Source organism: Streptomyces tendae, from assembly GCF_008632955.1.
GTDB lineage: Bacteria > Actinomycetota > Actinomycetes > Streptomycetales > Streptomycetaceae > Streptomyces.
Window position 1 is genome coordinate 425,302 of the sequence record NZ_CP043959.1, and the last position, 24,302, is coordinate 449,603.

The 24,302-nt window shown below is 72.0% G+C and carries 20 protein-coding genes and 1 rRNA gene; 14 read left to right on the forward strand and 7 right to left on the reverse strand.

All coding sequences use genetic code 11. The features are described 5' to 3' along the window. Positions 1-9: 9 nt before the first annotated feature. Entirely contained in the window at positions 10-663 is a 654-nt protein-coding gene (locus tag F3L20_RS02035) for a phosphatase PAP2 family protein (protein WP_206338848.1), read from the reverse strand. 175 nt (positions 664-838) lie between these two features. Between F3L20_RS02035 and F3L20_RS02040 the strand changes: the two genes are divergently transcribed. After that, positions 839-1,708, forward strand: a complete 870-nt coding sequence (locus tag F3L20_RS02040) for a hypothetical protein (protein WP_150151568.1) — start codon at positions 839-841, stop codon at positions 1,706-1,708. Positions 1,709-1,813: 105 nt separating this feature from the next. Here F3L20_RS02040 and disA read toward each other — a convergent pair whose 3' ends face one another. Together disA and radA are read right to left on the reverse strand one after the other, a co-directional pair. Further along, on the reverse strand, positions 1,814-2,938 hold the full coding sequence (disA, locus tag F3L20_RS02045; RefSeq protein WP_145829329.1) for a DNA integrity scanning diadenylate cyclase DisA: 1,125 nt from the start codon (positions 2,936-2,938) through the stop codon (positions 1,814-1,816). A 69-nt stretch (positions 2,939-3,007) separates the two neighbouring features. After that, positions 3,008-4,420 (reverse strand): DNA repair protein RadA, encoded by a 1,413-nt coding sequence (gene radA, locus F3L20_RS02050; protein WP_150151571.1) that lies wholly within the window; start codon positions 4,418-4,420, stop codon positions 3,008-3,010. A gap of 207 nt (positions 4,421-4,627) precedes the next feature. On the opposite strand from radA, the gene F3L20_RS02055 reads away from it, so the two are divergent. Then, positions 4,628-6,430 (forward strand): BACON domain-containing protein, encoded by a 1,803-nt coding sequence (locus F3L20_RS02055; RefSeq protein WP_150151574.1) that lies wholly within the window; start codon positions 4,628-4,630, stop codon positions 6,428-6,430. A 135-nt stretch (positions 6,431-6,565) separates the two neighbouring features. Here the strand turns inward: F3L20_RS02055 and F3L20_RS02060 are convergent, their stop codons facing one another. Further along, the gene (locus F3L20_RS02060) at positions 6,566-7,438 is read right to left on the reverse strand and encodes a hypothetical protein (protein ID WP_150151577.1); all 873 of its coding nucleotides are present in this window, start codon (positions 7,436-7,438) and stop codon (positions 6,566-6,568) included. Between the two features lie 95 nt (positions 7,439-7,533). On the opposite strand from F3L20_RS02060, the gene F3L20_RS02065 reads away from it, so the two are divergent. From F3L20_RS02065 to ilvD, 4 genes are all read left to right on the forward strand, one after another. Then, on the forward strand, positions 7,534-8,466 hold the full coding sequence (locus F3L20_RS02065) for a Ppx/GppA phosphatase family protein (protein WP_150151580.1): 933 nt from the start codon (positions 7,534-7,536) through the stop codon (positions 8,464-8,466). A 273-nt stretch (positions 8,467-8,739) separates the two neighbouring features. Beyond that, a complete protein-coding gene (locus tag F3L20_RS02070; protein ID WP_145829334.1) occupies positions 8,740-9,585 on the forward strand; it encodes a sugar phosphate isomerase/epimerase family protein in 846 nt (281 codons plus the stop codon). Further along, positions 9,582-10,223 carry a TetR/AcrR family transcriptional regulator gene (locus tag F3L20_RS02075; protein WP_150151583.1) on the forward strand — a complete coding sequence of 214 codons (642 nt, stop codon included), beginning with the start codon at positions 9,582-9,584 and terminating at the stop codon, positions 10,221-10,223. The genes F3L20_RS02070 and F3L20_RS02075 overlap by 4 nt, the downstream gene beginning before the upstream one ends. 141 nt (positions 10,224-10,364) lie before the next feature. Then, positions 10,365-12,218 carry a dihydroxy-acid dehydratase gene (ilvD, locus tag F3L20_RS02080; protein ID WP_150151586.1) on the forward strand — a complete coding sequence of 618 codons (1,854 nt, stop codon included), beginning with the start codon at positions 10,365-10,367 and terminating at the stop codon, positions 12,216-12,218. A 31-nt stretch (positions 12,219-12,249) separates the two neighbouring features. Here the strand turns inward: ilvD and F3L20_RS02085 are convergent, their stop codons facing one another. After that, positions 12,250-14,451, reverse strand: a complete 2,202-nt coding sequence (locus F3L20_RS02085) for a serine/threonine-protein kinase (protein ID WP_150151589.1) — start codon at positions 14,449-14,451, stop codon at positions 12,250-12,252. 184 nt (positions 14,452-14,635) lie between these two features. Between F3L20_RS02085 and F3L20_RS02090 the strand changes: the two genes are divergently transcribed. The 6 genes from F3L20_RS02090 (at position 14,636) to proC (ending at position 19,066) form a co-directional block, all read left to right on the forward strand. Further along, positions 14,636-15,001 (forward strand): SH3 domain-containing protein, encoded by a 366-nt coding sequence (locus tag F3L20_RS02090; RefSeq protein ID WP_150151592.1) that lies wholly within the window; start codon positions 14,636-14,638, stop codon positions 14,999-15,001. Between the two features lie 92 nt (positions 15,002-15,093). Then, positions 15,094-15,600, forward strand: a complete 507-nt coding sequence (locus tag F3L20_RS02095; protein ID WP_150151595.1) for an EamA/RhaT family transporter — start codon at positions 15,094-15,096, stop codon at positions 15,598-15,600. A 39-nt stretch (positions 15,601-15,639) separates the two neighbouring features. Further along, a complete protein-coding gene (locus F3L20_RS02100) occupies positions 15,640-16,425 on the forward strand; it encodes a class I SAM-dependent methyltransferase (RefSeq protein ID WP_150151598.1) in 786 nt (261 codons plus the stop codon). 32 nt (positions 16,426-16,457) lie between these two features. After that, positions 16,458-17,258, forward strand: a complete 801-nt coding sequence (locus tag F3L20_RS02105) for an ABC transporter ATP-binding protein (protein WP_150151601.1) — start codon at positions 16,458-16,460, stop codon at positions 17,256-17,258. After that, the gene (locus F3L20_RS02110; protein ID WP_150151604.1) at positions 17,255-18,010 is read left to right on the forward strand and encodes an ABC transporter permease; all 756 of its coding nucleotides are present in this window, start codon (positions 17,255-17,257) and stop codon (positions 18,008-18,010) included. Before F3L20_RS02105 ends, F3L20_RS02110 begins: the two co-directional genes overlap by 4 nt. Before the next feature lie 243 nt (positions 18,011-18,253). Then, a complete protein-coding gene (proC, locus tag F3L20_RS02115; RefSeq protein ID WP_150151607.1) occupies positions 18,254-19,066 on the forward strand; it encodes a pyrroline-5-carboxylate reductase in 813 nt (270 codons plus the stop codon). 63 nt (positions 19,067-19,129) lie between these two features. Here proC and F3L20_RS02120 read toward each other — a convergent pair whose 3' ends face one another. After that, a complete protein-coding gene (locus tag F3L20_RS02120; protein ID WP_150151610.1) occupies positions 19,130-19,732 on the reverse strand; it encodes a cysteine hydrolase family protein in 603 nt (200 codons plus the stop codon). A 91-nt stretch (positions 19,733-19,823) separates the two neighbouring features. Here F3L20_RS02120 and F3L20_RS02125 point away from each other — a divergent pair, with 91 nt between their 5' ends. Beyond that, the gene (locus F3L20_RS02125) at positions 19,824-20,822 is read left to right on the forward strand and encodes a GlxA family transcriptional regulator (RefSeq protein ID WP_150151613.1); all 999 of its coding nucleotides are present in this window, start codon (positions 19,824-19,826) and stop codon (positions 20,820-20,822) included. Here F3L20_RS02125 and trpS read toward each other — a convergent pair. Further along, complete coding sequence (gene trpS, locus F3L20_RS02130) at positions 20,753-21,787, reverse strand: tryptophan--tRNA ligase (protein ID WP_150151616.1); 1,035 nt, start codon at positions 21,785-21,787, stop codon at positions 20,753-20,755. The two genes, F3L20_RS02125 and trpS, sit on opposite strands and share 70 nt — an antisense overlap. Positions 21,788-22,624: 837 nt before the next feature. Between trpS and F3L20_RS02140 the strand changes: the two genes are divergently transcribed. Further along, positions 22,625-24,148, forward strand: a 16S ribosomal RNA gene (locus F3L20_RS02140). Positions 24,149-24,302 lie beyond the last annotated feature (154 nt).

Genomic DNA, 24,302 nt, shown 5'->3' on the forward strand with positions numbered 1-24,302 from the left:
TCGCCTCGTTCAGTGACGGCGGTGCGTGGCGTACGGCGTGGGGGCGGTCGCCCCGGAGCGCGGGCCCGGCCCGGTGAGCCAGCGCGCGGCGGGCGCCGTCGAGCCGCGCATCGCCGCGGCCAGCCGGAGCGCCGGACCCGTGGCCGGACCCACGACGGCGAGGGACACCAGGGTGCCGAGCAGCAGTCCCGCGGCCACGTCGTGCGGGTAGTGCACGCCGACGAACACCCGTGAGAACGCGACGAGTAGAGCCAGCGGCGCCGTCAGCCAGGCCAGCGCGCGGCGCACCAGGACCAGCGTGACGGCCGACGCGCCGGCGATGGTGGCGTGATTGCTGGGGAACGACCAGTCGCCGTGCGGCGGACACTCCGCGAGGGGAGGAGCGGCACCGGTCACGGCGCGGCACGGACGCTCCTCCGTCACACCGGACTTGAGGAGTTCGCTGCACACGTACGCCACAGCCGTGGCCAGGGGTGCAAGGACCGCGATCGCGAACGCCCGGGTGTCCGCGTGCCGTGCCCGCCACCAGCCGGCCACGAACAGGGCGACGAACACGAGCAGTCCGGCCTCCGTCCCGATCTCGGCCGTGTGCCGCAGCCACGCCGGGGCGTCGTACGCGTGGTCGGTGATGTCGCGGTAGAGCCCGCTGTCCACGAAGTCCATGGTCACCGACCGTAGGTGAACGGGCGGAACGGTCACACCCCGCGATCGTCGGGTGTCGCACCTGACGAAAGACAGGGGTGTGCGGCCGGTTACCGGGATGATGATCCGGAAAAGTTGTGTGCCTGAGCGGCGGGTGGGACAAGCGAACGCTCGGATCTCTCGTACAGTTTGCGCCGTGGGATCTCTGCGCAATCCGGTCGGGCCGCTTCCCTCCTCCATCTACTGGCGTCGGAGGGCCGTACTGCTGTCCGTGCTCGCCGTGTTGGCGTTGTTGATCACCTGGGTCGTGGTCTCCGGCGGTGGCGGCGGCAACAACCGGGACAACGGCGCCAACGGCAAGAATCCCGTGCCCTCCATCACCCCCGGACCCTCCGGCTCGGGTCCCGCGATCAGCCAGGCACCGGGCGGACGCGACGAGACGGGTGACGGCGGGTCGGAGGGGTCCGGCGGATCGGGCGGGTCCGGTGGATCCTCGGACGGCTCGAACGGCTCGAACGGCGACGGCGATCCCGCGGACTCCGCGGGCGCGGGCGGTGCGGACGGATCGGGCGGTGGCGGCAGCGCGGGCGGCGGATCCGAGGGCGGTACGTCCGCCGGGGTCGGCTCGGGCGACGCGCTTCCGGCGGGCTCCGGGTCGGGGCTCCCCAACTGCGCTGCGAACGCGGTCCGGTTCAGCCTGCGCAGCGAGGAGAACACGTACGGTCCCGGGCAGACGCCCACCTTCCTGCTCACCGCGCGGAACACGTCCGGCGCCGACTGCAAGATCGACCTCGGGCCCGAGCACACGGTGGTGACCGTCTCCCAGGCCACGGGTGACGACGTGTTCTGGGCGTCGGACGACTGCCCCAAGGGCGCGCGCAGCCTGGTGTTCCGGGTGCCGGCCGGGGACAGCATCACGTACACCGTGAAGTGGGACCGCAAGCGGAGTGCGGCGCAGTGCGCCACGCCCAAGGGTGGGGCGGCACAGCCGGGGACGTATCTGGTGGAGGCGAAGGCGCCGGGGTACGAGAAGGTGCGGACGTCGTTCGTGCTGAAGGCCGACTAGGCCGACCAGGCCGACCAGGCCGTCAGGTCCGGCGTGACCCGACGGTCGGTGGAGGCCGGGCGCGCGGTCCCCCGCGCCCCTTACCGGCCCCGTCGGCCGTGACCGTCAGACGTAGCGTTCGAGGATGCTGCTCTCCGCCAGGCGGGAGAGGCCCTCGCGGACGCTGCGGGCGCGGGCCTCGCCGACGCCGTCCACCGTCTGCAGGTCGTCCACGCTCGCGGCCAGCAGCTTCTGCAGACCGCCGAAGTGCTCCACCAGCCGGTCGATGATCGCGCCCGGCAGCCGCGGCACCTTGGCCAGCAGCCGGAAGCCGCGCGGCGACACCGCAGAGTCCAGCGTCTCCGGGGAGCCGGTGTAACCGAGCGCCCGCGCCACCGTCGACAGCTCGAGGAGCTCCGCGTGGGTGAGCACGTTCAGCTCGTGCAGCGCCTCGTCGACCGTGCGGGAGCGCTTGGCGGTCGGCTCGGGGACGTAGTCCCGTACGACCAGTTCACGCTCCGGCTCCACACCCGCGATCAACTCGTCGAGCTGGAGCGCGAGAAGACGGCCGTCGGTGCCCAGTTCGACCACGTATTCGGCGATTTCGGTGGCGATGCGGCGCACCATCTCCAGCCGCTGTGCGACCGCCGAGACGTCCCGGACCGTCACCAGGTCCTCGATCTCCAGCGCGGACAGCGTGCCCGCGACCTCGTCGAGGCGGAGCTTGTAGCGCTCCAGGGTGGCGAGCGCCTGATTGGCGCGGGACAGGATCGCCGCCGAGTCCTCCAGGACACGGCGCTGACCGTCGACGTAGAGCGCGATCAGGCGCATCGACTGGGAGACGGAGACGACCGGGAAGCCGACCTGCTTGCTGACGCGGTCGGCGGTGCGGTGCCGGGTGCCGGTCTCCTCCGTGGGGATCGTCGGGTCCGGCACCAGCTGTACGCCCGCCCGCAGGATCTTGGACAGGTCGGACGACAGCACGATGCCGCCGTCCAGCTTGCACAGCTCACGCAGCCGGGTCGCGGTGAACTCCACGTCCAGCACGAAGCCGCCGCTGCACAGCGCCTCGACGGTCCTGTCGGAGCCGAGCACGATGAGACCGCCGGTGTTGCCGCGGAGCACGCGCTCCAGGCCGTCACGCAGGGCGGTACCGGGTGCCACGGCGCTCAGCGAGGCGCGCATCAGGCCATCGGAACCGGCACTCCCACCGGACTTTCCGGGAGCTGCTGCCCGGTCGTTGGCTGCCACTGCACTCCTCCGGTCGCAGGTTCTGGGCGCCCCCGCGCTTCGTACGGACGGGCGAGACCTGGGCAAAGTCTACCGGCGGTCCTCCGACTCCCGTGGGGCCTCTCGCCGACGGGAGCGGGGAAGGACCCGCAGCGCGTCCCCTATGTCCGCCACTTCCAGGACCTTCATGCCCGCCGGGACCTTGCCCGGGTCGCCCGGCACCAGGGCGTGCGTGAAGCCCAGGCGGTGCGCCTCGGCGAGCCTGCGCTGAACTCCCGTGACCCGTCTCACTTCGCCCGCGAGCCCGACCTCGCCGATCGCCACCAGGTTCTTCGGCAGCGGGGTGTCGCTCGCCGCCGAGGCCAGCGCGAGCGCCACGGCCAGGTCCGCGGCCGGCTCCGACAGCTTCACCCCGCCCACCGTCGCGGAGTAGATGTCCCTTTTGCCCAAGGCGCTGATGCGCCCGCGCTGTTCCAGCACCGCCAGCATCATCGACACCCGGGAGGTCTCCAGGCCGGAGGTGGTGCGGCGGGGGGAGGGGATCTGCGAGTCCACGGTGAGCGCCTGGACCTCGGCGACCAGGGGGCGGCGGCCCTCCAGGGTGACGGTCAGACAGGTGCCCGGGACCGGTTCCGCCCGACGTGTCAGGAAAAGTCCGCTCGGGTCCGCGAGGCCCGTGATGCCCTCGTCGTGCAGTTCGAAGCAGCCGACCTCGTCGGTCGTGCCGTAGCGGTTCTTGACGCCGCGGACGAGGCGCAGGCGCGCGTGCCGGTCGCCCTCGAAGTGCAGGACGACGTCCACCAGGTGCTCCAGCAGGCGCGGGCCGGCGATCGCGCCGTCCTTGGTGACGTGGCCCACGAGCAGGGTGGACATCCCGCGCTCCTTGGACGCCCGGATGAGGGCGCCCGCGACCTCGCGTACCTGCGCCATGCCGCCCGGGGCGCCGTCGATCTCCGGGGACGCCACCGTCTGCACCGAGTCCAGGATCAGCAGCGACGGCTTCACCGCGTCCAAGTGGCCGAGCACGGCGGCCAGATCGGTCTCGGCGGCGAGGTACAGGTGGTCGTCGATCGCGTGGATGCGGTCGGCGCGCAGCCGCACCTGGCTCGCCGACTCCTCACCCGTGACGTACAGGGTGCGGTGCTCGTCGCTCGCCGACTTGGCGGCGACGTCCAGCAGCAGCGTCGACTTGCCGACGCCCGGCTCACCGGCCACCAGCACCACGGCGCCGGGGACCAGACCGCCGCCCAGCACCCGGTCCAGCTCGGGCACGCCGGTGGAGCGGGCGGTGGCCTGACGGCCGTCGACCTGGCCGATGGGCAGCGCGGACGTGGTGACCCGGCCCGGCGCGGTCATCCGGACTGCGGGCGCCGACCCGTACTCCTCGACCGTCCCCCAGGCCTGGCACTCGGGGCAGCGGCCGAGCCACTTGGCCGTCTGCCACCCGCACTCGGTGCAGCGGTAGGACGGACGGTCCTTGGAGGTCTTGGTACGGGCAGCCATGCGCCCAAGGTAACGGCCCCCTCCGACAACGGGCCCCGCGCCCGCCCGCCCGCGGGCTCGCCGGGCCGGGGCGTCCTGGCCGCTCAGGCGCCGGGGAGAGGTTCCCGTCCCCGGCCCGTCCCCGGATTGAGGGATCGTTTCACCCGTACGGATTAAAAGTGCGCAGGGCGCCGGAAGGCGCCGCCCCGCGCCCCCTACGGTCGCCGAATGACGAGCAGCGGCCCGGAGACCTCGACCCGTACGTCCACCCGTACGACCGGAACACACCGGACGCACCGCGAGGCGCGCGACCACGCGGCCGCGCGCACGGTGGCGCAGCGGCCGGCCGCCCGCTACGCGCCGCACCTCGACGGCCTGTTCACCTACTGCCTGTCCGTCCTGTGCGACCACGACGCGGCGACCGCCGCCCTGGCCGACGCGCTGCACCTCGCGGAGCGCCGCGACCGGCACGTCCCGGAGGAACTCGGCAGCCGCAGGGCCTGGCTGTACGCCCTGGCCCGCTGGGCCTGCCTGCGCAAGCTCGCCGAGGCCAGGCAGAAACGTCAGGCCTCCCACGCCGTGGGCCGCAGGCAGCGCGTGTCCAAGGGAGCCGCTGCGGACGCCCCCGCTCCGACCGTGTCCGCCGAGGTCCAGGAGCGGCGCCGGCGCGAACTGGCCGCCCTGGCCTGGCCGGAGGCCGCCGGCACCACCCCGGAGCAGCGTGAGGCGCTGGAGCTCGCCGTCCGCCACGGCCTCGCCGCCCATGAGATCGCCGCCGTGCTCGGCATGGCACCGGCGGCGGCGCGCGAGCTGCTCGCCACCGCGGCGTGCGAGGTGGAGCGCACCCGCGCGGCGCTCGCCGTCGTGGAGACCGGCACCTGCCCGGGCGTGGCGCATCTCACCGGCGAGCAGGGGCTGGTGCTCGGCACGACACTGCGCCGCGAACTCGTGCGCCACGTCGACGACTGCCCACGCTGCCGCCGTACCGCCGAGCGGGCCGTCCCGGGCCGGTGGCCCGGCACCAGCGTCACGCCGGACGCCCTGCCCGTCCTGCCCGCGCCGGATGCCGCCCTGGTCACCGCCCTCGCGCACCACCCCCGCGTGCGCGGCACCGCGCCCCGCTTCGACCGGCGCGGCTTCCCCGTGGACCCCAAGGACCGGGTGGCCCGCCGGGACCGGCTGCGCTCGCGTGCCGTGACCACGACCGTCGTCGCCACGGTCGTCGCCGCGCCCGTGCTCGCGCTGTGGGCCGCGTACCGGGGCACCCCGGTGGGCGAGGGGACGGACGGCGGACCGGCCTCCGCGCGGGAGGACGGCACGGTCGACTTCGACGGCCGCGACGGCGGCGCGGGCTACGAGAACGCCGGCAACGCCGCTCCCCGGCCCGGCACCACGGGCTTCGGCGCGGACGGCGCGCCGGACGTGTCCGTGGAGGTCGTCGAGGTCGCGGGCGCCGGACGCGAGGGCGCCGCCGTGATGGGCGTGACGGCCGCCCACAGCGGCGACACCACGCTGATCACCCTGACCGCGAAGGGCACGGGCCCGGTCCGCTGGTCCGCGTCGACGGGCGCGTCCTGGCTGTACCTGAGCCGGTCCTCGGGCACGCTCGCCCCCGGCGAGTCGGTGACGATCAGGGTGTTCGTCGACCAGCTGCGCGAGCCGTCCGGCCACTGGAGGGCCACGGTGGCGGTCTCCCCGGCGGGGTCCGTCGTGTCCATCGAGGGATACGGCCCCGCCCCGTCCGCCCCGGCCGGCGGCTCCCCCTCGGGCACACCGGGCACGCCGAGCACCCCGGGCAGTCCTCCTCCGTCGTCTCCCGACCCGGACCCCACGCCCACCACACCGACGCCCTCGGACCCCACCCCGACCGACCCCCCGTCCTCCCAGGACCCCGACCCCGAGCCCTCGACGGGCGAGCCGGACCCCGGTGGTCCGGCGCCGGGCGACCCGGGCTCCACCACGCCCGGATCCCCCACTCCGGACGACTCCGCCCCCGCCGGCACGGGCACGCCGGACCCGGGCACGTCCTGACACCGCGGACCGCCCGTCACGTGGACCGCCCGGCACGTGGACCGACGACGCGCGGACGCCCGCCCCCTCCCCACGGTGCGGGCAGGAGACGGGCGTCCGGGCCGGCCGGCGGCCGTGTCGGGGGGGCCGGCCGTGTCAGGCGGGGTCCGCCGGATGCGGCGCCAGCAGCGGCAGTTGCGACGCCAGCCGCTCTTCGCAGAGCTCGACCAGGCGGTCGTACCCGGCCTTGCCCATCAGTTCGATCAGCTCCGGGCGGTAGGAGACGTACACCGGGTCGCCCGCGCCGTGCGCCGAGGTGGCCGAGGTGCACCACCAGTGCAGGTCGTGGCCGCCGGGACCCCAGCCGCGCCGGTCGTACTCACCGATCGACACCTGCAGTACGCGCGTGTCGTCCGGCCGGTCGATCCAGTCGTACGTACGCCGGACGGGGAGCTGCCAGCAGACGTCCGGCTTGGTCTCCAGCGGCTCGCGGCCCTCCTTGAGGGCGAGGATGTGCAGCGAGCAGCCCATACCGCCCTTGAAGCCCGGACGGTTCTGGAAGATGCACGAACCCTGGAACGGGCGCGTCTGGCGCTCGCCGTCCTCGTCCTCGGATACCCAGCCGTTGCTGGTGCCCTCCGCGTGGTGCTGCCAGATGTCCGGTGTGAGCCTCGCCACATGCGCGGCGACCCGCTTCTCGTCGTCCTCGTCCGAGAAGTGGGCACCCAGGGTGCAGCACCCGTCGTCCGCGCGGCCGGCCTGGATGCCCTGGCAGCCGCTGCCGAAGATGCAGTTCCACCGAGAGGTGAGCCATGTCAGATCGCAGCGGAAGACCTGCTCGTCGTCCGCAGGATCGGGAAACTCCACCCAGGCGCGGGCGAAGTCGAGGCCCTTCTCGTCGTCGGCCGGAGCCGCCCCCGGCGGCTGCGGTGCTGGCACCCGCGAGGGACCCCCGGTCAATCCGGCCATCTTGTCCTTTCTGGCCTTCTTGTCCGTCTTGTCGTCCTTCGCCTTTTTCGTCTTTGGCACTCGTCCAGGGTAAGTCGCCCGGCCCCCGCGCAGGCACCGGTCCGGCCGTGGCGAACCGGGCAACACGGCGCGCGTCGGGCAGTAGCGTTCCGTACATGAGACTCGGTGTCCTCGACGTGGGTTCGAACACGGTGCATCTGCTGGTGGTCGACGCCCACCCCGGCGCGCGGCCGCTGCCCGCGCACTCGCACAAGGTCGAACTGCGCCTCGCCCAGCTCCTCGACGACGACGGTTCGATCGGCCCCGACGGTATCGACCGGCTGGTGTCGGTCGTGCACGAGGCGCTCCAGGCCGCCGAGGACAAGGGCGTGGAGGAGATCGTGCCGTTCGCGACGTCCGCCGTGCGTGACGCCCGCAACGCCGACGACGTGCTCACCCGCGTCCGCGAGGAGACCGGCGTCGAACTGCAGGTGCTCAGCGGCGAGGAGGAGGCCCGGCTCACCTTCCTCGCGGCCCGCCGCTGGTTCGGCTGGTCGTCGGGGAAGCTGCTCGTCATCGACATCGGCGGCGGCTCGCTGGAGATCGCCTACGGGCTGGACGAGGAACCGGACGCGGCCGTGTCGTTGCCGCTCGGCGCGGGCCGGCTCACCGCCGGGTGGCTGCCCGGGGACCCGCCCGAGGCGGAGGACGTACGCGCGCTGCGCCGTCACGTCCGCACCGAGATAGCGCGCACGGTCGGCGAATTCAGCCGCTTCGGCGCGCCGGACCACGTGGTCGCCACCTCCAAGACCTTCAAGCAGCTCGCCCGGCTCGCCGGCGCCCCGGGCTCCGCCGAGGGTCCGTACGTCCAGCGCGAGCTGAAGCGCGAGTCGCTGGAGGCGTGGGTGCCGCGGCTGGCCGGGATGACCGCCGCCGAACGCGGCGAGCTGCCGGGCGTGTCCGAGGCCCGCGCGGGGCAGCTGCTCGCCGGGGCCATGGTTGCCGAGGGCGCCATGGACCTGTTCGGCGTCGAGCGCCTGGAGATCTGCCCCTGGGCCCTGCGCGAAGGCGTCATACTCCGCCGCCTGGACCACATGGGCCAGGCGTAGGCCGACCCGGGCCTGTTGCTACGGGCCCGGCCTGACCCACCACACGGGCCCCGGGCTTGACCCACACGGGCCCGGCCCCCCGGGCGGACCTGACGCGCCAAGGCTCGGCCCCCCGGGCGGAGCCTGAGTCGCCCGGCTCCGTGCCTCGTGGGGCCCGGGCCCATGGCGGACGTCCGGCGGGCCACCCCCGCGGGGGCGGCCCGCTATGGCAAACACCACAACGGCGAAGCGGCACCCCGCACCGCCCCCACCCCACCCCGTAACCTGAGGCTCGTGGCAGAAGCAAGGGACGTAGTCCGCATCCCGGATGCGAAGGTCGCCCTGTCGACGGCCTCCGTCTATCCGGAGTCGACGGCGACGGCCTTCGAGATCGCCGCGCGCCTCGGGTACGACGGCGTCGAGGTGATGGTCTGGACCGATCCGGTCAGTCAGGACATCGAGGCCCTCCGCAGACTCAGCGATTACCACCGCATCCCCATCCTCGCCATCCACGCGCCGTGCCTGCTGATCACGCAGCGCGTATGGTCCACCGACCCCTGGACCAAGCTCCAGCGGGCCCGGGCCGCCGCCGAGAAGCTCGGCGCCTCGACGGTCGTCGTCCACCCGCCCTTCCGGTGGCAGCGGCAGTACGCCCGCGACTTCGTGGACGGCATCTGGCGGATGGCGAACGAGACCGACGTGCGCTTCGCCGTGGAGAACATGTACCCGTGGCGCTACCGCGACCGCGAGATGCTCGCCTACGCCCCCGACTGGGACGTCACCAAAGAGGACTACCGGCACTTCACGATCGACCTCAGTCACGCCTCCACCTCCCGCACCGACACCCTGGGGATGGTCGAGCGGATGGGCGACCGGCTGGGGCACGTCCACCTGGCCGACGGCCGGGGCTCCGCCAAGGACGAGCACCTGGTGCCCGGCCGGGGCGACCAGCCGTGCGCCGAGGTGCTGGACCGGCTGGCGGCCATCGGTTTCGACGGGCACGTCGTGATCGAGGTCAACACCCGGCGCGCCATGTCCGGCGCCGAACGCGAGGCCGATCTGGCGGAGGCGCTGGCCTTCACCCGTCTCCATCTCGCCTCCGCGTCCTCCCCGTCCGCCCTGCGGGTGCCCCGGCGATGACCGGCGTCACCGCGGGCGACGGCCCGGCCGCCCCCACGCCGGGCCCCGCCCGGCGCCGCGGCCGCCCCCCGCGCACCGAGTCGGCCGGCACCCGCGACCGCATCCTCGACGCCGCCCGCGAGGAGTTCTCCGCACGGGGGTACGACAAGACGTCCGTACGGGGCATCGCGAAGACCGCCGGGGTGGACCCGGCGCTGGTGCACCACTACTTCGGCACCAAGGAACGCGTTTTCGAGGCCGCCGTGGAGGTCGCCTTCGGGCCGGTGCTCGACGAGCGGGAGGCGGTGCTCGAAGGCCCGCTGGACGAGGTGGGCGAGCGGATGACGCGCATGATCATCGGACTGTGGGAGAACCCCGTCACACGCGCCCCGCTGCTGGCGATCGTCCGCTCCGCCGTCAACAACGACACCGCCGCCGCCGTCTTCCGCCACCTCGTCGCCAGCCATCTGCTGCGCCGGATCGCCGGACAGCTCGACCGGCCGGACGCGGAACTGCGCGCCGAGCTCGCCGCCGCGCAGCTGGTCGGCATCGCGATGATCCGGTACGTGATCCGGGTGGAGCCGCTCGCTTCGGCGGACCCCGAGGACATCGTCCGGCGCGTGGCCCCGGTGGTGCAGGGACACCTCACCGGCGACTGACGCCGCACGACGCCTTGTCCACCGAGACACGCGTCCCGTATTCCGGACACCCCGTCCCGCCCTCTGGATGACCGGCGTACGCTCGGTGCAGTCAGAACTCTCTGGCGGAGACTCCCCGAAGGTCTGAAGGAGCGAGCGACGATGCCCGAGCTGAGGTCCCGCACAGTCACCCACGGCCGCAACATGGCGGGCGCCCGCGCCCTTATGCGCGCCTCCGGTGTACCCGGTGCGGACATCGGCCGGAAGCCGATCATCGCGGTCGCCAACAGCTTCACGGAGTTCGTCCCCGGCCACACCCACCTCGCCCCGGTCGGCCGGATCGTCAGCGAGGCGGTCGTCGCGGCGGGCGGCATCCCGCGCGAGTTCAACACCATCGCCGTCGACGACGGCATCGCGATGGGCCACGGCGGCATGCTCTACTCGCTGCCCTCCCGCGACCTGATCGCGGACAGCGTGGAGTACATGGTCGAGGCCCACTGCGCCGACGCCCTGATCTGCATCTCCAACTGCGACAAGATCACCCCGGGCATGCTCAACGCCGCGCTGCGGCTGAACATCCCCACGGTCTTCGTCTCCGGCGGCCCGATGGAGTCCGGCCGGGCCACTCTGGTCGACGGCACGGTCCGCACGCTCGACCTGGTCGACGCGATGTCGGAAGCGGTCAACGACAAGATCTCCGACGCGGACATCCTCCGCATCGAGGAGAACGCCTGCCCCACCTGCGGCTCGTGTTCGGGCATGTTCACCGCCAACTCGATGAACTGCCTGACCGAGGCCATCGGCCTGTCCCTGCCGGGCAACGGCTCGGTCCTCGCCACCCACACCGCCCGCAAGGACCTGTACGTCCGCGCGGCCCACACGGTCCTGGACCTCACCCGCCGCTACTACGAGCAGGACGACGAGTCGGTCCTGCCCCGCAACATCGCCACCCCCGCGGCCTTCGAGAACGCCATGGCGCTCGACATCGCGATGGGCGGCTCGACCAACACGATCCTGCACCTGCTGGCCGCCGCCCAGGAGGCGGAGGTCGCCTACGGCCTCACCGAGATGGACGCCCTCTCGCGCCGCGTCCCCTGCCTGGCGAAGGTCGCGCCCAACGTCGCCAAGGACCGCACGTACTACATGGAGGACGTGCACCGTGCCGGCGGCATCCCGGCCCTCCTCGGTGAACTGCACCGCGCGGGCCTGCTCAACGAGGACGTCCACTCCGTCCACAGCCCGTCCCTGGCGGACTGGCTGAAGACCTGGGACATCCGCGCCGGTTCCCCGTCGCCGGAGGCCGTGGAGCTCTGGCACGCGGCCCCCGGCTGCAAGCGCTCCGCCGAGGCGTTCTCCCAGTCCGAGCGCTGGGACTCGCTGGACGAGGACGCCGAGGGCGGCTGCATCCGCTCCGTCGAGCACGCCTACTCCAAGGACGGCGGCCTCGCGGTGCTGCGCGGCAACCTCGCCGCGGACGGCTGCGTCGTCAAGACGGCCGGCGTCGACGAGTCCATCTGGACCTTCGAGGGCCCGGCGGTCGTCTGCGAGTCGCAGGAGGAGGCCGTCCAGAAGATCCTCACCCAGCAGGTCAAGGAGGGCGACGTCGTCGTCATCCGCTACGAGGGCCCCAAGGGCGGCCCCGGCATGCAGGAGATGCTCTACCCGACGTCGTACCTGAAGGGCCGCGGCCTCGGGAAGGCGTGCGCGCTGATCACCGACGGCCGCTTCTCCGGCGGCACCTCGGGCCTGTCCATCGGCCACGCCTCCCCCGAGGCGGCCTCGGGCGGCACCATCGCCCTGGTCGAGGACGGCGACCGCATCCGCATCGACATCCCGAACCGCTCCATCGAACTGCTGGTGGACGACGCCGAGCTGGCCCGCCGCGAGGAGGCCCTCGGCGGCCGCTACGCCCCGAAGAACCGCGAGCGCAAGGTCTCGGCGGCGCTGCGGGCCTACGCGGCGATGGCGACCAGCGCGGACAAGGGCGCGGTCCGCGACGTGAGCAAGCTCGGCTGACGCCCTTCCGCCGCCACGACCCCGCCGCCTCTCACCAGGCGGCGGGGTCGCGCGCGTCGACGGCGAAGACGGTGCCGTCGGGGGCGGAGCCGTAGACGCGGTCACCGGCGAGAACGGGCTCGGCCAGTGTCCCGGGGACACGGTCGGACGCGGGCCCGAGCCGCGGCCGGGTCTGCCCGAGCAGCTCGCCCTCGCGGGCGTCGACGCCGAGCAGCCGTCCGTCGGGGGCGGCCACGTACACGTGCCGTCCGTCGGAGGCGGGCACGGAGCCCCAGCTCACCCCGGTCTCCAGCCGCCACCGCTGTTTCCCGGCCGCCATGTCGACGGCCGCGAGCGACCCGCCCGTCCCCATGAGGTACACCGTGTCGCCGTGCACGCCGGCCTCCGCGTCCGGGATCGCCACGGGCAGCGCCACCCGCCGGGTGTCGCCGGTGCCGGGCGTGAACCGGACGACGGTCCCGGCGTCACCCTGGACCATGCCGTCGGCGACGAGGTACACGTGCCCGTCCGCGGCTCCCACGGGCGTCAGCGACCCGTCCAGCTCCGCGTCCCACCGGACGTCCCCCGTCGCCGGGTCGACCGCGGTGACGTGCGTCGTGCTCCCGTCCGCGGACAGGCTCGCCGCGTACGCCGACGGCTCCTGCGACTCGTCGTCGAACGAGGCGAAGTAGGGCACGGCCTGGCCGGGGATCCGGTGGGACCAGAGGGTTTCGCCCGAGGTACCGTCCACGCCCGTGACCATCCCGTCGGCGCGGGTCAGCAGGACGGTGTCGCCCACCGCCCGAACCCCGTCGTAGGCGGGGGTGTCCTTCCGCCACACCGGCTCGCCCGTGGCCGGGTCGAGCGCCTCCAGGTCGCCGATCCGGTCGAGGGAGGGCTGGACGAGACCGCCGGACAGAGCCGGCGGTTCGCTGCGCGTCGTCCCCGGGGCGACGTCGTGCCGCCACACGGTGCGGCCGTCGGCCGGATCGAGGGCGAGGACCAGGCCGGGCACCGCGCACAGCAGCTTCCCGGCTCCGTGCACGCACTGGGGCACACCGCTGTCCTCCGAGGCGGGCACCACCTCCCACGCACCGGGGCCCGCCGGGGTGCTCTGCGCGGCGGTGGTCCGGCGCGGCGGTTCCGTGTCGTCCCACACCTGGAGCGCGGCGAGCCCGCCGAGCACGGCGACGCACAGCACCCCGGCCACCAGGGCGGCCCGCCGGCCCGGACGCCGCACGGACCGCTTCGCGGACGCGTCCGCCGGGGTTTCGGCAGCGGCACCCTCCCGGGCGCCGGCCTTCTGCCGCGCGCCGGATGTCTCCGGTGTGCCGGGGCCCGGGCGGCCTGCCGGACCCCCCGCTCCGGCCGACTCCCGTGTCTCCGGAACCCGTTGTGCCGGCAGGAACACCTGCGTGTCGTACGCCGCGGACGCCGAGCGCAGTTCCCGCATCAGTTCGTCCGGCGTGGGCCGTCCGTCGGGCTCCTTGGCCAGACACCGCCGTACCAGGGGTGCGAGGGACTCCGGCACACCCGTCAGGTCGGGCTCGTCGTGGACGACCTGGTAGGCGACGACGTAAGGGCTGTCGGAGTCGAAGGGGCCGCGCCCTGTCGTCGCGTGCACCATGAGCGAGCCGAGCGCGAACATGTCGGCGGCGGGGCCCACTTCACGCGGGCGCCGGAACTGCTCGGGCGCCATGAACGGCGGCGTTCCGATCAACTTCCCGGTCTCGGTGCGCAGTTCACTGTCCGTGGGCCGGGAGATCCCGAAGTCGATGACCTTCGGCCCGTCGTCGGCGAGCAGGACGTTGCTCGGCTTCAGGTCCCGGTGCACGACGCCGACCCGGTGGATGTCGCGCAGCGCCTCGGCGAGCCCGGCCATCAGCCTGCGCGACTGGTCCGGGTCCATGGGGCCGTTCCGGTTCACCTGCTCGGAGAGCGTCGGACCGGGGATGTAGAGGGTGGCCATCCAAGGGCGTCCGCCGTCCGGGTCGGCATCGACGACCGGTGCCGTGAAGGCTCCGCTCACGCGTCGCGCGGCGGCCACCTCCTGCCGGAAACGTCCCCTGAACTCGGGGTCCTTGGCGTACCGGGCGTGTACGACCTTCACCGCGACCCGCATGCCTGAGGTGCTGCGGGCCAGATGCACGACGCCCATGCCCCCGGACCCGAGGCAGGACTCCAGACGGTAGTGACCGGCGTACTCAGGAAGCTCCGCTTCCGCATCCGCTCCGGTGTTCCCCTGCGGCGCCATGGAACCACCCCCGTGCTGTTCGTTCGCGCGCGCGACGTTGCGGAGCCTAGTCGATGGTGTGTGCGGGACAGCTGCGGCGTGCCCGCCTCACTGTGCGAAAGGGGAGCTGGTGTTTCATCAGTGTTCCGTAGGGAATCAACGTGACCCCATGACGGTCGTGGGGTGCAACGGGGGAGGTTTTTCCATGTCTGTCGAGCAGACCGGCAACTTCACGGGCGGGGACGTCGCCGAAGGGGCGGTCGCGGACGTCGCGGGCGCGGAGGGGAGGACGGCCGGGGCGGCCGCCACCACCGCGGCGGCGCTCGCGAGTTCCTACCCGGTGGCGCCCGGCTACCGGCTGAACGTCCGCAGCGGCCCCGGCACCGGCTACTCCGTGGTCCGTGTCCTGGCCGAGGGGGCGAGGGTCCGGATCAACTGCCAGACAACGGGCACCCTGGTCACGGGCCCGTACGGCACATCGGCCATGTGGGACAACATCGGCAACGGCCAGTACGTCTCCGACACCTACATCCTCACCGGCAGCGACGGGTACGTCGCCCCCCGCTGCTAGGCGTCATGTCCCGCCCCCATCCCGCCGGCCGCTCGGCGGGGTGGGGGCGGGGGGCTCCCACGGCCACGCGGGGGAGGAGTCACAATCGACCCGTGAGCGCAGAAGAGAACCCCACGAACGGCGTCGCCGCCACCCCCGCCGGGCCGCAGCCCGAGCCCATCCGGTTCTTCGGGACCACCTGGGTCGACCACTCCGGCGGGTACGCCGCCCGCCGCGCCGGTGTCGCCGCCGGCGCGCTGGTCGCCGCGGCCGCCGCCTGCTTCGCGCTGCGGTTCGCCTACGACGGCCTTCAGATCGCCGCGGTCGGCAGCTTCGTGTCGCTCCTCGTCGTCGTGATGTTCGCGATCTGCAGCGCGCTCGCCTTCCGCCACACCTGGTCCTCCTTCTCCACCCGCCCCGACCCCGACCGCCAGGCGACCCTGCGCGGCCTGCTGACCATCGGTTTCATCGGCTCGCTCCTCGCCTACTTCTTCCGCTCCCTCACCGAGGCCCCCGGCGAGAAGCTGCACCGCGCCGAGTACGCGCGGGCCCGCGAGGAGTACGACCGGCGCGTCACCCGCCGCTCGGGCAACCCCTCCAAGAAGCGCCGCCGCTCCTGAACCACGCCCCGCGGGCCGACCCGCGGCCACCATGGCCCTATGACGACACCCGGCGCAGACAAGGTCACGCACACCGCCCGAGCCCACTCCTTCAACGCCGCGGCCGCGCAGTACGCCGCCCACCGCCCCTCCTATCCGCCCGTGCTGTTCGACACGGTCGAGGAGCTGATCGGCCGCCCCCTGGCCGGTGCCCGGGTGGCGGACGTCGGTGCCGGTACGGGCATGGCCACCGCCCTGCTCCTCGCGCGCGGCGCCGACGTGGTCGCCGTGGAGCCCGGCGCGGGCATGGCGGCCGAGTTCCGCCGCGCCCTCCCCGGCGTGCCGGTCGTCCGCGGCGACGGCAACGCCCTCCCCCTCGCCGGCCGCGGCGTCGACCTGATCACCTACGCCCAGTCCTGGCACTGGACCGATCCGGCCCGCGCCGTCCCGGAGGCCGTACGGGTGCTGCGTCCCGGCGGCGCCCTCGCGCTGTGGTGGAACACCAGCGCCGTCGACGTGCCGTGGATCGCCGAGGCGTCCGCCCGGGCCGGCCGCCACTTCGGCCGGGACCTCTCCGCCGAGCGCGACCTGGACGCCCGTACCGCCGACCCCTCGGGCCGCCTGCGCTTCCGGCGCCGCACCGTCCGCTGGAGCCGCCGCGTCCCGGTCGACGCCCACCTCGCCAACCTCGGCAGCCACTCCCTCTTCCTCGTCCAGAGCGCGGAACGCACCGCGGCCTACCTCGCCGAGGAGCGGGCGCACGTCCTGGACGTCTTCCCGGACGGCGTCGTCGAGGAGACCTACGACGTCGTCCTGCTCCTCGCCTCCACACCCACGGACGCTTGACGCGCCCACACCACGGGAGCATTATTCATCGCATGATGAATTACTCCTCCCCGCCACCGGAGGAACCGGCCGTGCGCGCCCAGGACCTCACCGTCGTCCGGGGCACCCGCACCGTCCTGCGCGGCCTCGGCTTCACCGTCCCGCGCGGCCGGATCACCGGCCTCCTCGGCCCCTCCGGCTGCGGGAAGTCGACCCTGATGCGGGCCGTCGTCGGCACCCAGGCCAAGGTCACCGGCACCCTCGACGTCCTCGGCCGCCCCGCGGGCCACCCCGCCCTGCGCACCCGCATCGGCTACGTCACCCAGGCGCCGTCCGTCTACGACGACCTGACCGTCCGCCAGAACCTCGACTACTTCGCCGCGATCCTCGACCCCGGCCGGGCCGCCGCCGACCGCCGCCACGAACACGTCACCCGCGCGATCGCCGACGTCGACCTCGCCAGCCACGCCGACGCCCTCGCCGGCACCCTCTCCGGCGGCCAGCGCAGCCGGGTCTCCCTCGCCGTGGCCCTCCTCGGCACCCCCGAGCTCCTGGTCCTCGACGAACCCACCGTCGGCCTGGACCCCGTACTGCGCCGCGACCTGTGGCAGCTCTTCCACACCCTCGCCGCCGAGCGCGGAGCCACCCTGCTGATCTCCTCGCACGTGATGGACGAGGCCGAGCGCTGCCACCAGCTGCTGCTCATGCGCGCCGGCGAGGTCCTCGCCGACGGCACCCCCGACGCCCTGCGCACCCGCACCGGCGCCGACACCGTCGAGGCCGCCTTCCTGCACCTGGTCGACGAGGCGGCCGCCGCCGGACGCACCCGGCAGACCCCGGAGACCACCCGATGACCGCCACCGGCACCCTCAGCCCGTCCCGCACCACCGCCACCGCGGTCCGGGTCCTGCGCCAGCTCCGCCACGACCCGCGCACCATCGCGCTGATGCTCCTCGTCCCGTGCGTGATGCTGTTCCTGCTCCGCTACGTCTTCGACGGCAGCGCCCGCACCTTCGACACCATCGGCGCCTCGCTGCTCGGGATCTTCCCGCTCATCACGATGTTCCTGGTCACGTCGATCGCCACCCTGCGCGAACGCACCTCGGGCACCCTGGAACGCCTGCTCGCCATGCCGCTGGGGAAGGCCGACCTCATCGCCGGCTACGCCCTGGCATTCGGCGCCGTCGCGGTCGTCCAGTCGGTCCTCGCCACCGGTCTCGCCGTGTGGGTGCTGGACCTCGACGTCACCGGCAGCCCCTGGCTGCTGCTCCTGGTCGCACTCCTCGACGCGCTCCTCGGCACCGCCCTCGGCCTGTTCGTCTCGGCCTTCGCCGCGTCCGAGTTCCAGGCCGTCCAGTTCATGCCGGCGGTGATCTTCCCCCAGCTCCTCCTCTGCGGCCTGTTCACCCCGCGCGACGCCATGCACCCCGTCCTGGAGGCCCTCTCCGACGTCCTCCCCATGTCCTACGCCGTCGACGGCATGAACGAGGTCCTGCACCACACCGACCTCACGACGGCCTTCCTCCGCGACATCACGATCGTCACCGCCTGCGCCCTCCTGGTCCTCACCCTGGGCGCCGCCACGCTGAAACGCCGTACGGCGTAACCCCCGGCCGGTCCGGTGCTTTGGGCCGAAAGGGGGTCCGGGGCGCAGCCCCGGGACGATGGGGTCCCCCGCTCGAGCGGAGTCGAGAGTGGGGAGGGAAGGGGCGGCGGGGGCGACCCACCCGCCCGCACCCCTCGCCCCGCGCCCCGAGCTCCGTCCGCCCACCGGACAACCACCCCCCACGACCCCCCGGATGGGACAATCGCCTCCAGGACGACCCACCCCCGGAGGGCACCCCCAGCCATGACCCAGAAAGTCGCAGTCCTCGGCACCGGCAAGATCGGCGAAGCCCTGCTCAGCGGGATGATCCGCGCCGGCTGGGCCCCCGCCGACCTCCTGGTCACCGCCCGCCGCCAGGAGCGCGCCGACGAGCTCCGCGCCCGTCACGGCGTCACCCCGGTCACCAACCAGGAGGCCGCCAAGACCGCCGACACCCTGATCCTCACGGTCAAGCCGCAGGACATGGGCACCCTCCTCGACGAGCTCGCCCCGCACGTCCCCGCCGACCGCCTGGTCATCAGCGGCGCCGCCGGCATCCCGACCGCGTTCTTCGAGGAGCGCCTCACCGCCGGCACCCCCGTCGTCCGGGTCATGACCAACACGCCCGCCCTGGTCGACGAGGCCATGTCCGTCATCTCCGGCGGACGCCACGCGACCGCCGGCCACCTCGCCCACGCCGAGGAGATCTTCGGCGCCGTCGGCAAGACCCTCCGCGTCCCCGAGTCCCAGCAGGACGCCTGCACGGCGCTCTCCGGCTCCGGCCCGGCGTACTTCTTCTACCTGGTCGAGGCGATGACCGACGCCGGCATCCTGCTCGGCCTGCCCCGCGACAAGGCGCACGACCTGATCGTCCAGTCCGCGATCGGCGCCGCGACGATGCTCCGCGACAGCGGCGAGCACCCCGTCAAGCTGCGCGAGAACGTGACGTCCCCGGCCGGTACCACCATCAACGCCATCCGCGAGCTGGAGAACCACGGCGTCCGCGCCGCCCTTATCGCCGCCCTCGAAGCCGCCCGCGACCGTAGCCGCGAACTGGCCTCCGGCAGCAACGGCTGACCCGCCGGGCCGCGGTCTCCCCAGCCGCTGCCCACGTGTGTCACCGACTGTGGCCCGCGTGCGTCACCGCGCCGCGGCCACCACGTCCTCGGTCGTCACCACCCGCGCGAACCGCCCGCCGTGCAGGGACACCGCCGTCGCCCGCGTGAGCTCGTCCGCGGTCGCCGTCCAGCCGAACGGCCCGGCCAGGTCGAACGTGTGCATGGCGTCCAGCGGGAACAGCACGTCGTAGCCGAGGTTCCCGCCCATGCGGGCCGTCGTCTCGTTGCACATGTTCGTCTGGATGCCGGCGATCACGATCTGCCGCACCCCGGCGCCCTTCAGCCAGCCGTCGAGACCGGGCTCGCCGTAGAAGGCCGAGTTCACCGACTTCGTCACCAGCACCTCGGGCCCCGCCCCCTTGCCCCGCCGCTCCTCGACGAAGTCCTTGAAGTCGTTGCCCTCGTGCCCCACCCGCAGCGGCGACCGCGACCCCGCGGGCGAGTCGTGACGCACGAACACCACTGGGCGACCGGTACCCTGCCACGCGTCGAGGAGCGCGGCGATGTTCGCTTCCGCCTCCGGATTGTTCCGCCGCCCCCAGAACGGGTCCTCGAACCCCTTCTGCACGTCGACGACGACCAGCGCGGCGTTCCCCGCGACCTCGAGCTGTGTCTTCTTCTCCATGCCCTCGATGCTGCCGCCCGCCCACCCCGCACAACAGTGGCAGGAACGCTGCGCATCGATGGCTTCCTGCCTCCACTGCCATCATGGGGCCATGCAGCGCATCGCTCTCCTCGCGTTCCCCGGCATCCGCGCCTTCGACGTCTCCGTCATCACCGAGGTCTGGGGCAGCGAACGCACCCTCCCCGGCGTCCCGCCCTTCGAACTGCGCCGCGCCGCCACCGCCCCCGGCGACCCCGTCCTCATGCCGGGCGGCCTCACCCTCACCCCTGACCGCCCCCTCGACTGGCTGGAGGAGGCCGACCTCATCGTCGTGCCGGGGCTGGTCGACCACGAGACGCCCGTCGCCGAACCCGTCCTCGACGCCCTGCGCCGCGCCCACCGCACCGGCACCCCGATCGCCGCCCTCTGCGCCGGCGCCTTCGTCCTCGCTCGGGCCGGACTCCTCGACGGCCGCCGTGCCGTCACCCACTGGCATCTCGCCCCCCGTCTCCAGGCCCGCCACCCGCGGATCACCGTCGAACCCGACGCGCTGTTCATCGAGGACGGCAACCTGTGGACGTCGGCCGGCACCGCCGCCGGCATCGACCTCTGCCTCCACCTGGTCCGGGTCGCCCACGGCGCCGAGGCCGCCGCCACCGTCGCCCGCTCCATGGTCACGGCCCCCTTCCGCACCGGCACCCAGGCCCAGTTCATCGAGCAGCCCACCCCGCGCGCCGACCGAGACGCCGACACCCTCGCCGCCGTACGCGAGTACGCCCTGCGCCGGCTCCACGAACCGCTCACCGTCACCGACCTGGCCGCCCACGCCGGCATGGCCCCGCGCACCTTCGCCCGCCACTTCGCCGCGGCGACCGGCACCACCCCGCTGCGCTGGCTCCTCGACCAGCGCGTCGCCGCGGCCCAGCGCCTCCTCGAACGCACCGACCTCCCCATGCCCGAGGTGGCCCGCCGCGCCGGCTTCGGCAGCGAGGTCACGATGCGCCAGCACTTCGCATCGCGCCTCGCCACCAGCCCCCGCGCCTACCGGGCCGCGTTCAGCGCCACGGCCCCGTCCTCGGACTCCGCGGGCAACAGGCCGATCGCCCGGTAGGCGGCGTCCACGGTCGGCCGGGCCATGCCCCGCGCCCGCGCCGCACCCTCCCGCAGCACACCCTCCACATGACCGGGATCGGCACACAGCTCCTGATGCCGCTCCCGCAACGGCCGCAGCACCTCGATCACGGCGTCCGCCGTGTCTCTCTTCAGCGCCCCGTACCCGTCGTACGCATCGGCCAGCTGCTCGGGATCGCCGCCCGTGCACGCGGCCAGGATCTCCAGCAGGTTGGCGAGCCCCGGCCGCGACTCCCGGTCGTAGACCACCTCGCTGCCGCTGTCGGTCACGGCCCGCATGACCTTCTTCCGCACCGTTTCGGGCTCGTCCAGCAGGTAGACGATCCCCGGCCCGGAGTCGTCGCTCTTGCCCATCTTGGAACCGGGGTCCTGAAGGTTCATCACCCGCGCCGCCACCGCCGGGTTCGTGGCCCGCGGCACGACGAAGGTGTGCCCGTACCGCTGGTTGAACCGCACCGCGAGATCCCGCGCCAGCTCCACGTGCTGCGTCTGGTCGTTCCCGACCGGCACCTCGTCCGTCCCGTACGCCAGGATGTCCGCCGCCATCAGCACCGGATACGTCAGCAGCGACAGCCGTACGCTCCCGCCGCGCCGCTGCTCACGCGCCGCCTTCTCCTTGTACTGGATCATCCGGCGCATCTCGCCGTCCGTGGCCACGCACTCCAGCAGGTACGACAGCCGCGCGTGCTCGTCGACATGGCTCTGCACGAACACCGTGCACAGATCCGGGTCCAGTCCGGACGCCAGCAGCAGCGTGGCCGCCTGCCTGCTCAGCCGGCGCACCCGCGCCGGATCGTGGTCCACGGTCAGCGCGTGCAGGTCGACGATGCAGAACAGCGCCTCCGAACGGTGCTGGTCGACCGTGGCCCACTGCCGCATGGCCCCCAGGTAGTTCCCCAGCGTCAGATGTCCGGTCGGCTTGATGCCACTGAAGACCCGAGTCATCTCTTCTCCCTCTCCTGTCGAGGCCACCGCCCGTGCGGCCGCCCCTCGGAGTTCCGGAGGGAGAAACAAAACGGCCGCCGAAGCGGCGGCCGATGAGTGCACACGCAGGACGGCCGCCGTCAGGCGGCCCGCCAGGACTGGCTGTGCGTACGCGTCGTCATGCACACGAGACTACGCCCCGGGGATGGGGCGCCGCAGCGAGTTGACACGCATCCGGGGGATCCGTACTGTTCTCCGAGTTGTCCGACGTGAGCACCGGCTCCGGTCGGCCCCGGACAGCCATCCCGCACCACCACTACTGATGCACGTCAGCAGTCTGTCTGCCGACGCGCCGTCGTCGTGTGTATGTACGGAATGAGGAATCCGCACCCGAAAGGGAGCAGGACCCCGATTAGGTCGGGGACCGGGAATCCGCTAAAGTCTCACCTCGTCGGAACGGCCTAACAGCCGGGAAGACGAGCCCCACTGACTGGGGGTCAGAGCGAGAAACTGGATCTGATAAAGTCGGAACCGTCGGAAAGGGAAAAACGCGAAAGCGCGGACCTGGAAAGCGCCGAGGAAATCGGGTCGGAAAGATCTGATAGAGTCGGAAACGCAAGACCGAAGGGAAGCGCCCGGAGGAAAGCCCGAGAGGGTGAGTACAAAGGAAGCGTCCGTTCCTTGAGAACTCAACAGCGTGCCAAAAGTCAACGCCAGATATGTTGATACCCCGTCCATCCGGTTTCGGATGGTCGAGGTTCCTTTGAAGAAAAAACACAGCGAGGACGCTGTGAACGTCGGGACTATTCCTCCCGATGTTCCGCTCTCGTGATGTGTGCACCCGATTACGGGTAAACATTCACGGAGAGTTTGATCCTGGCTCAGGACGAACGCTGGCGGCGTGCTTAACACATGCAAGTCGAACGATGAACCACTTCGGTGGGGATTAGTGGCGAACGGGTGAGTAACACGTGGCAATCTGCCCTGCACTCTGGGACAAGCCCTGGAAACGGGGTCTAATACCGGATACTGACCCTCGCAGGCATCTGCGAGGTTCGAAAGCTCCGGCGGTGCAGGATGAGCCCGCGGCCTATCAGCTTGTTGGTGAGGTAATGGCTCACCAAGGCGACGACGGGTAGCCGGCCTGAGAGGGCGACCGGCCACACTGGGACTGAGACACGGCCCAGACTCCTACGGGAGGCAGCAGTGGGGAATATTGCACAATGGGCGAAAGCCTGATGCAGCGACGCCGCGTGAGGGATGACGGCCTTCGGGTTGTAAACCTCTTTCAGCAGGGAAGAAGCGAAAGTGACGGTACCTGCAGAAGAAGCGCCGGCTAACTACGTGCCAGCAGCCGCGGTAATACGTAGGGCGCGAGCGTTGTCCGGAATTATTGGGCGTAAAGAGCTCGTAGGCGGCTTGTCACGTCGGTTGTGAAAGCCCGGGGCTTAACCCCGGGTCTGCAGTCGATACGGGCAGGCTAGAGTTCGGTAGGGGAGATCGGAATTCCTGGTGTAGCGGTGAAATGCGCAGATATCAGGAGGAACACCGGTGGCGAAGGCGGATCTCTGGGCCGATACTGACGCTGAGGAGCGAAAGCGTGGGGAGCGAACAGGATTAGATACCCTGGTAGTCCACGCCGTAAACGGTGGGCACTAGGTGTGGGCGACATTCCACGTCGTCCGTGCCGCAGCTAACGCATTAAGTGCCCCGCCTGGGGAGTACGGCCGCAAGGCTAAAACTCAAAGGAATTGACGGGGGCCCGCACAAGCGGCGGAGCATGTGGCTTAATTCGACGCAACGCGAAGAACCTTACCAAGGCTTGACATACACCGGAAAGCATTAGAGATAGTGCCCCCCTTGTGGTCGGTGTACAGGTGGTGCATGGCTGTCGTCAGCTCGTGTCGTGAGATGTTGGGTTAAGTCCCGCAACGAGCGCAACCCTTGTCCCGTGTTGCCAGCAGGCCCTTGTGGTGCTGGGGACTCACGGGAGACCGCCGGGGTCAACTCGGAGGAAGGTGGGGACGACGTCAAGTCATCATGCCCTTATGTCTTGGGCTGCACACGTGCTACAATGGCCGGTACAATGAGCTGCGATACCGTGAGGTGGAGCGAATCTCAAAAAGCCGGTCTCAGTTCGGATTGGGGTCTGCAACTCGACCCCATGAAGTCGGAGTCGCTAGTAATCGCAGATCAGCATTGCTGCGGTGAATACGTTCCCGGGCCTTGTACACACCGCCCGTCACGTCACGAAAGTCGGTAACACCCGAAGCCGGTGGCCCAACCCCTTGTGGGAGGGAGCTGTCGAAGGTGGGACTGGCGATTGGGACGAAGTCGTAACAAGGTAGCCGTACCGGAAGGTGCGGCTGGATCACCTCCTTTCTAAGGAGCACTTCTTACCAACTTCGGTTGGTCAGAGGCCAGTTCATCAGCGAACGTCTGATGCTGGTTGCTCATGGGTGGAACGTTGACTATTCGGTCCGGATCTCGGGTCGGTGGCTGCCAGTACTGCTCTTCGGAGCGTGGAACGCATGAT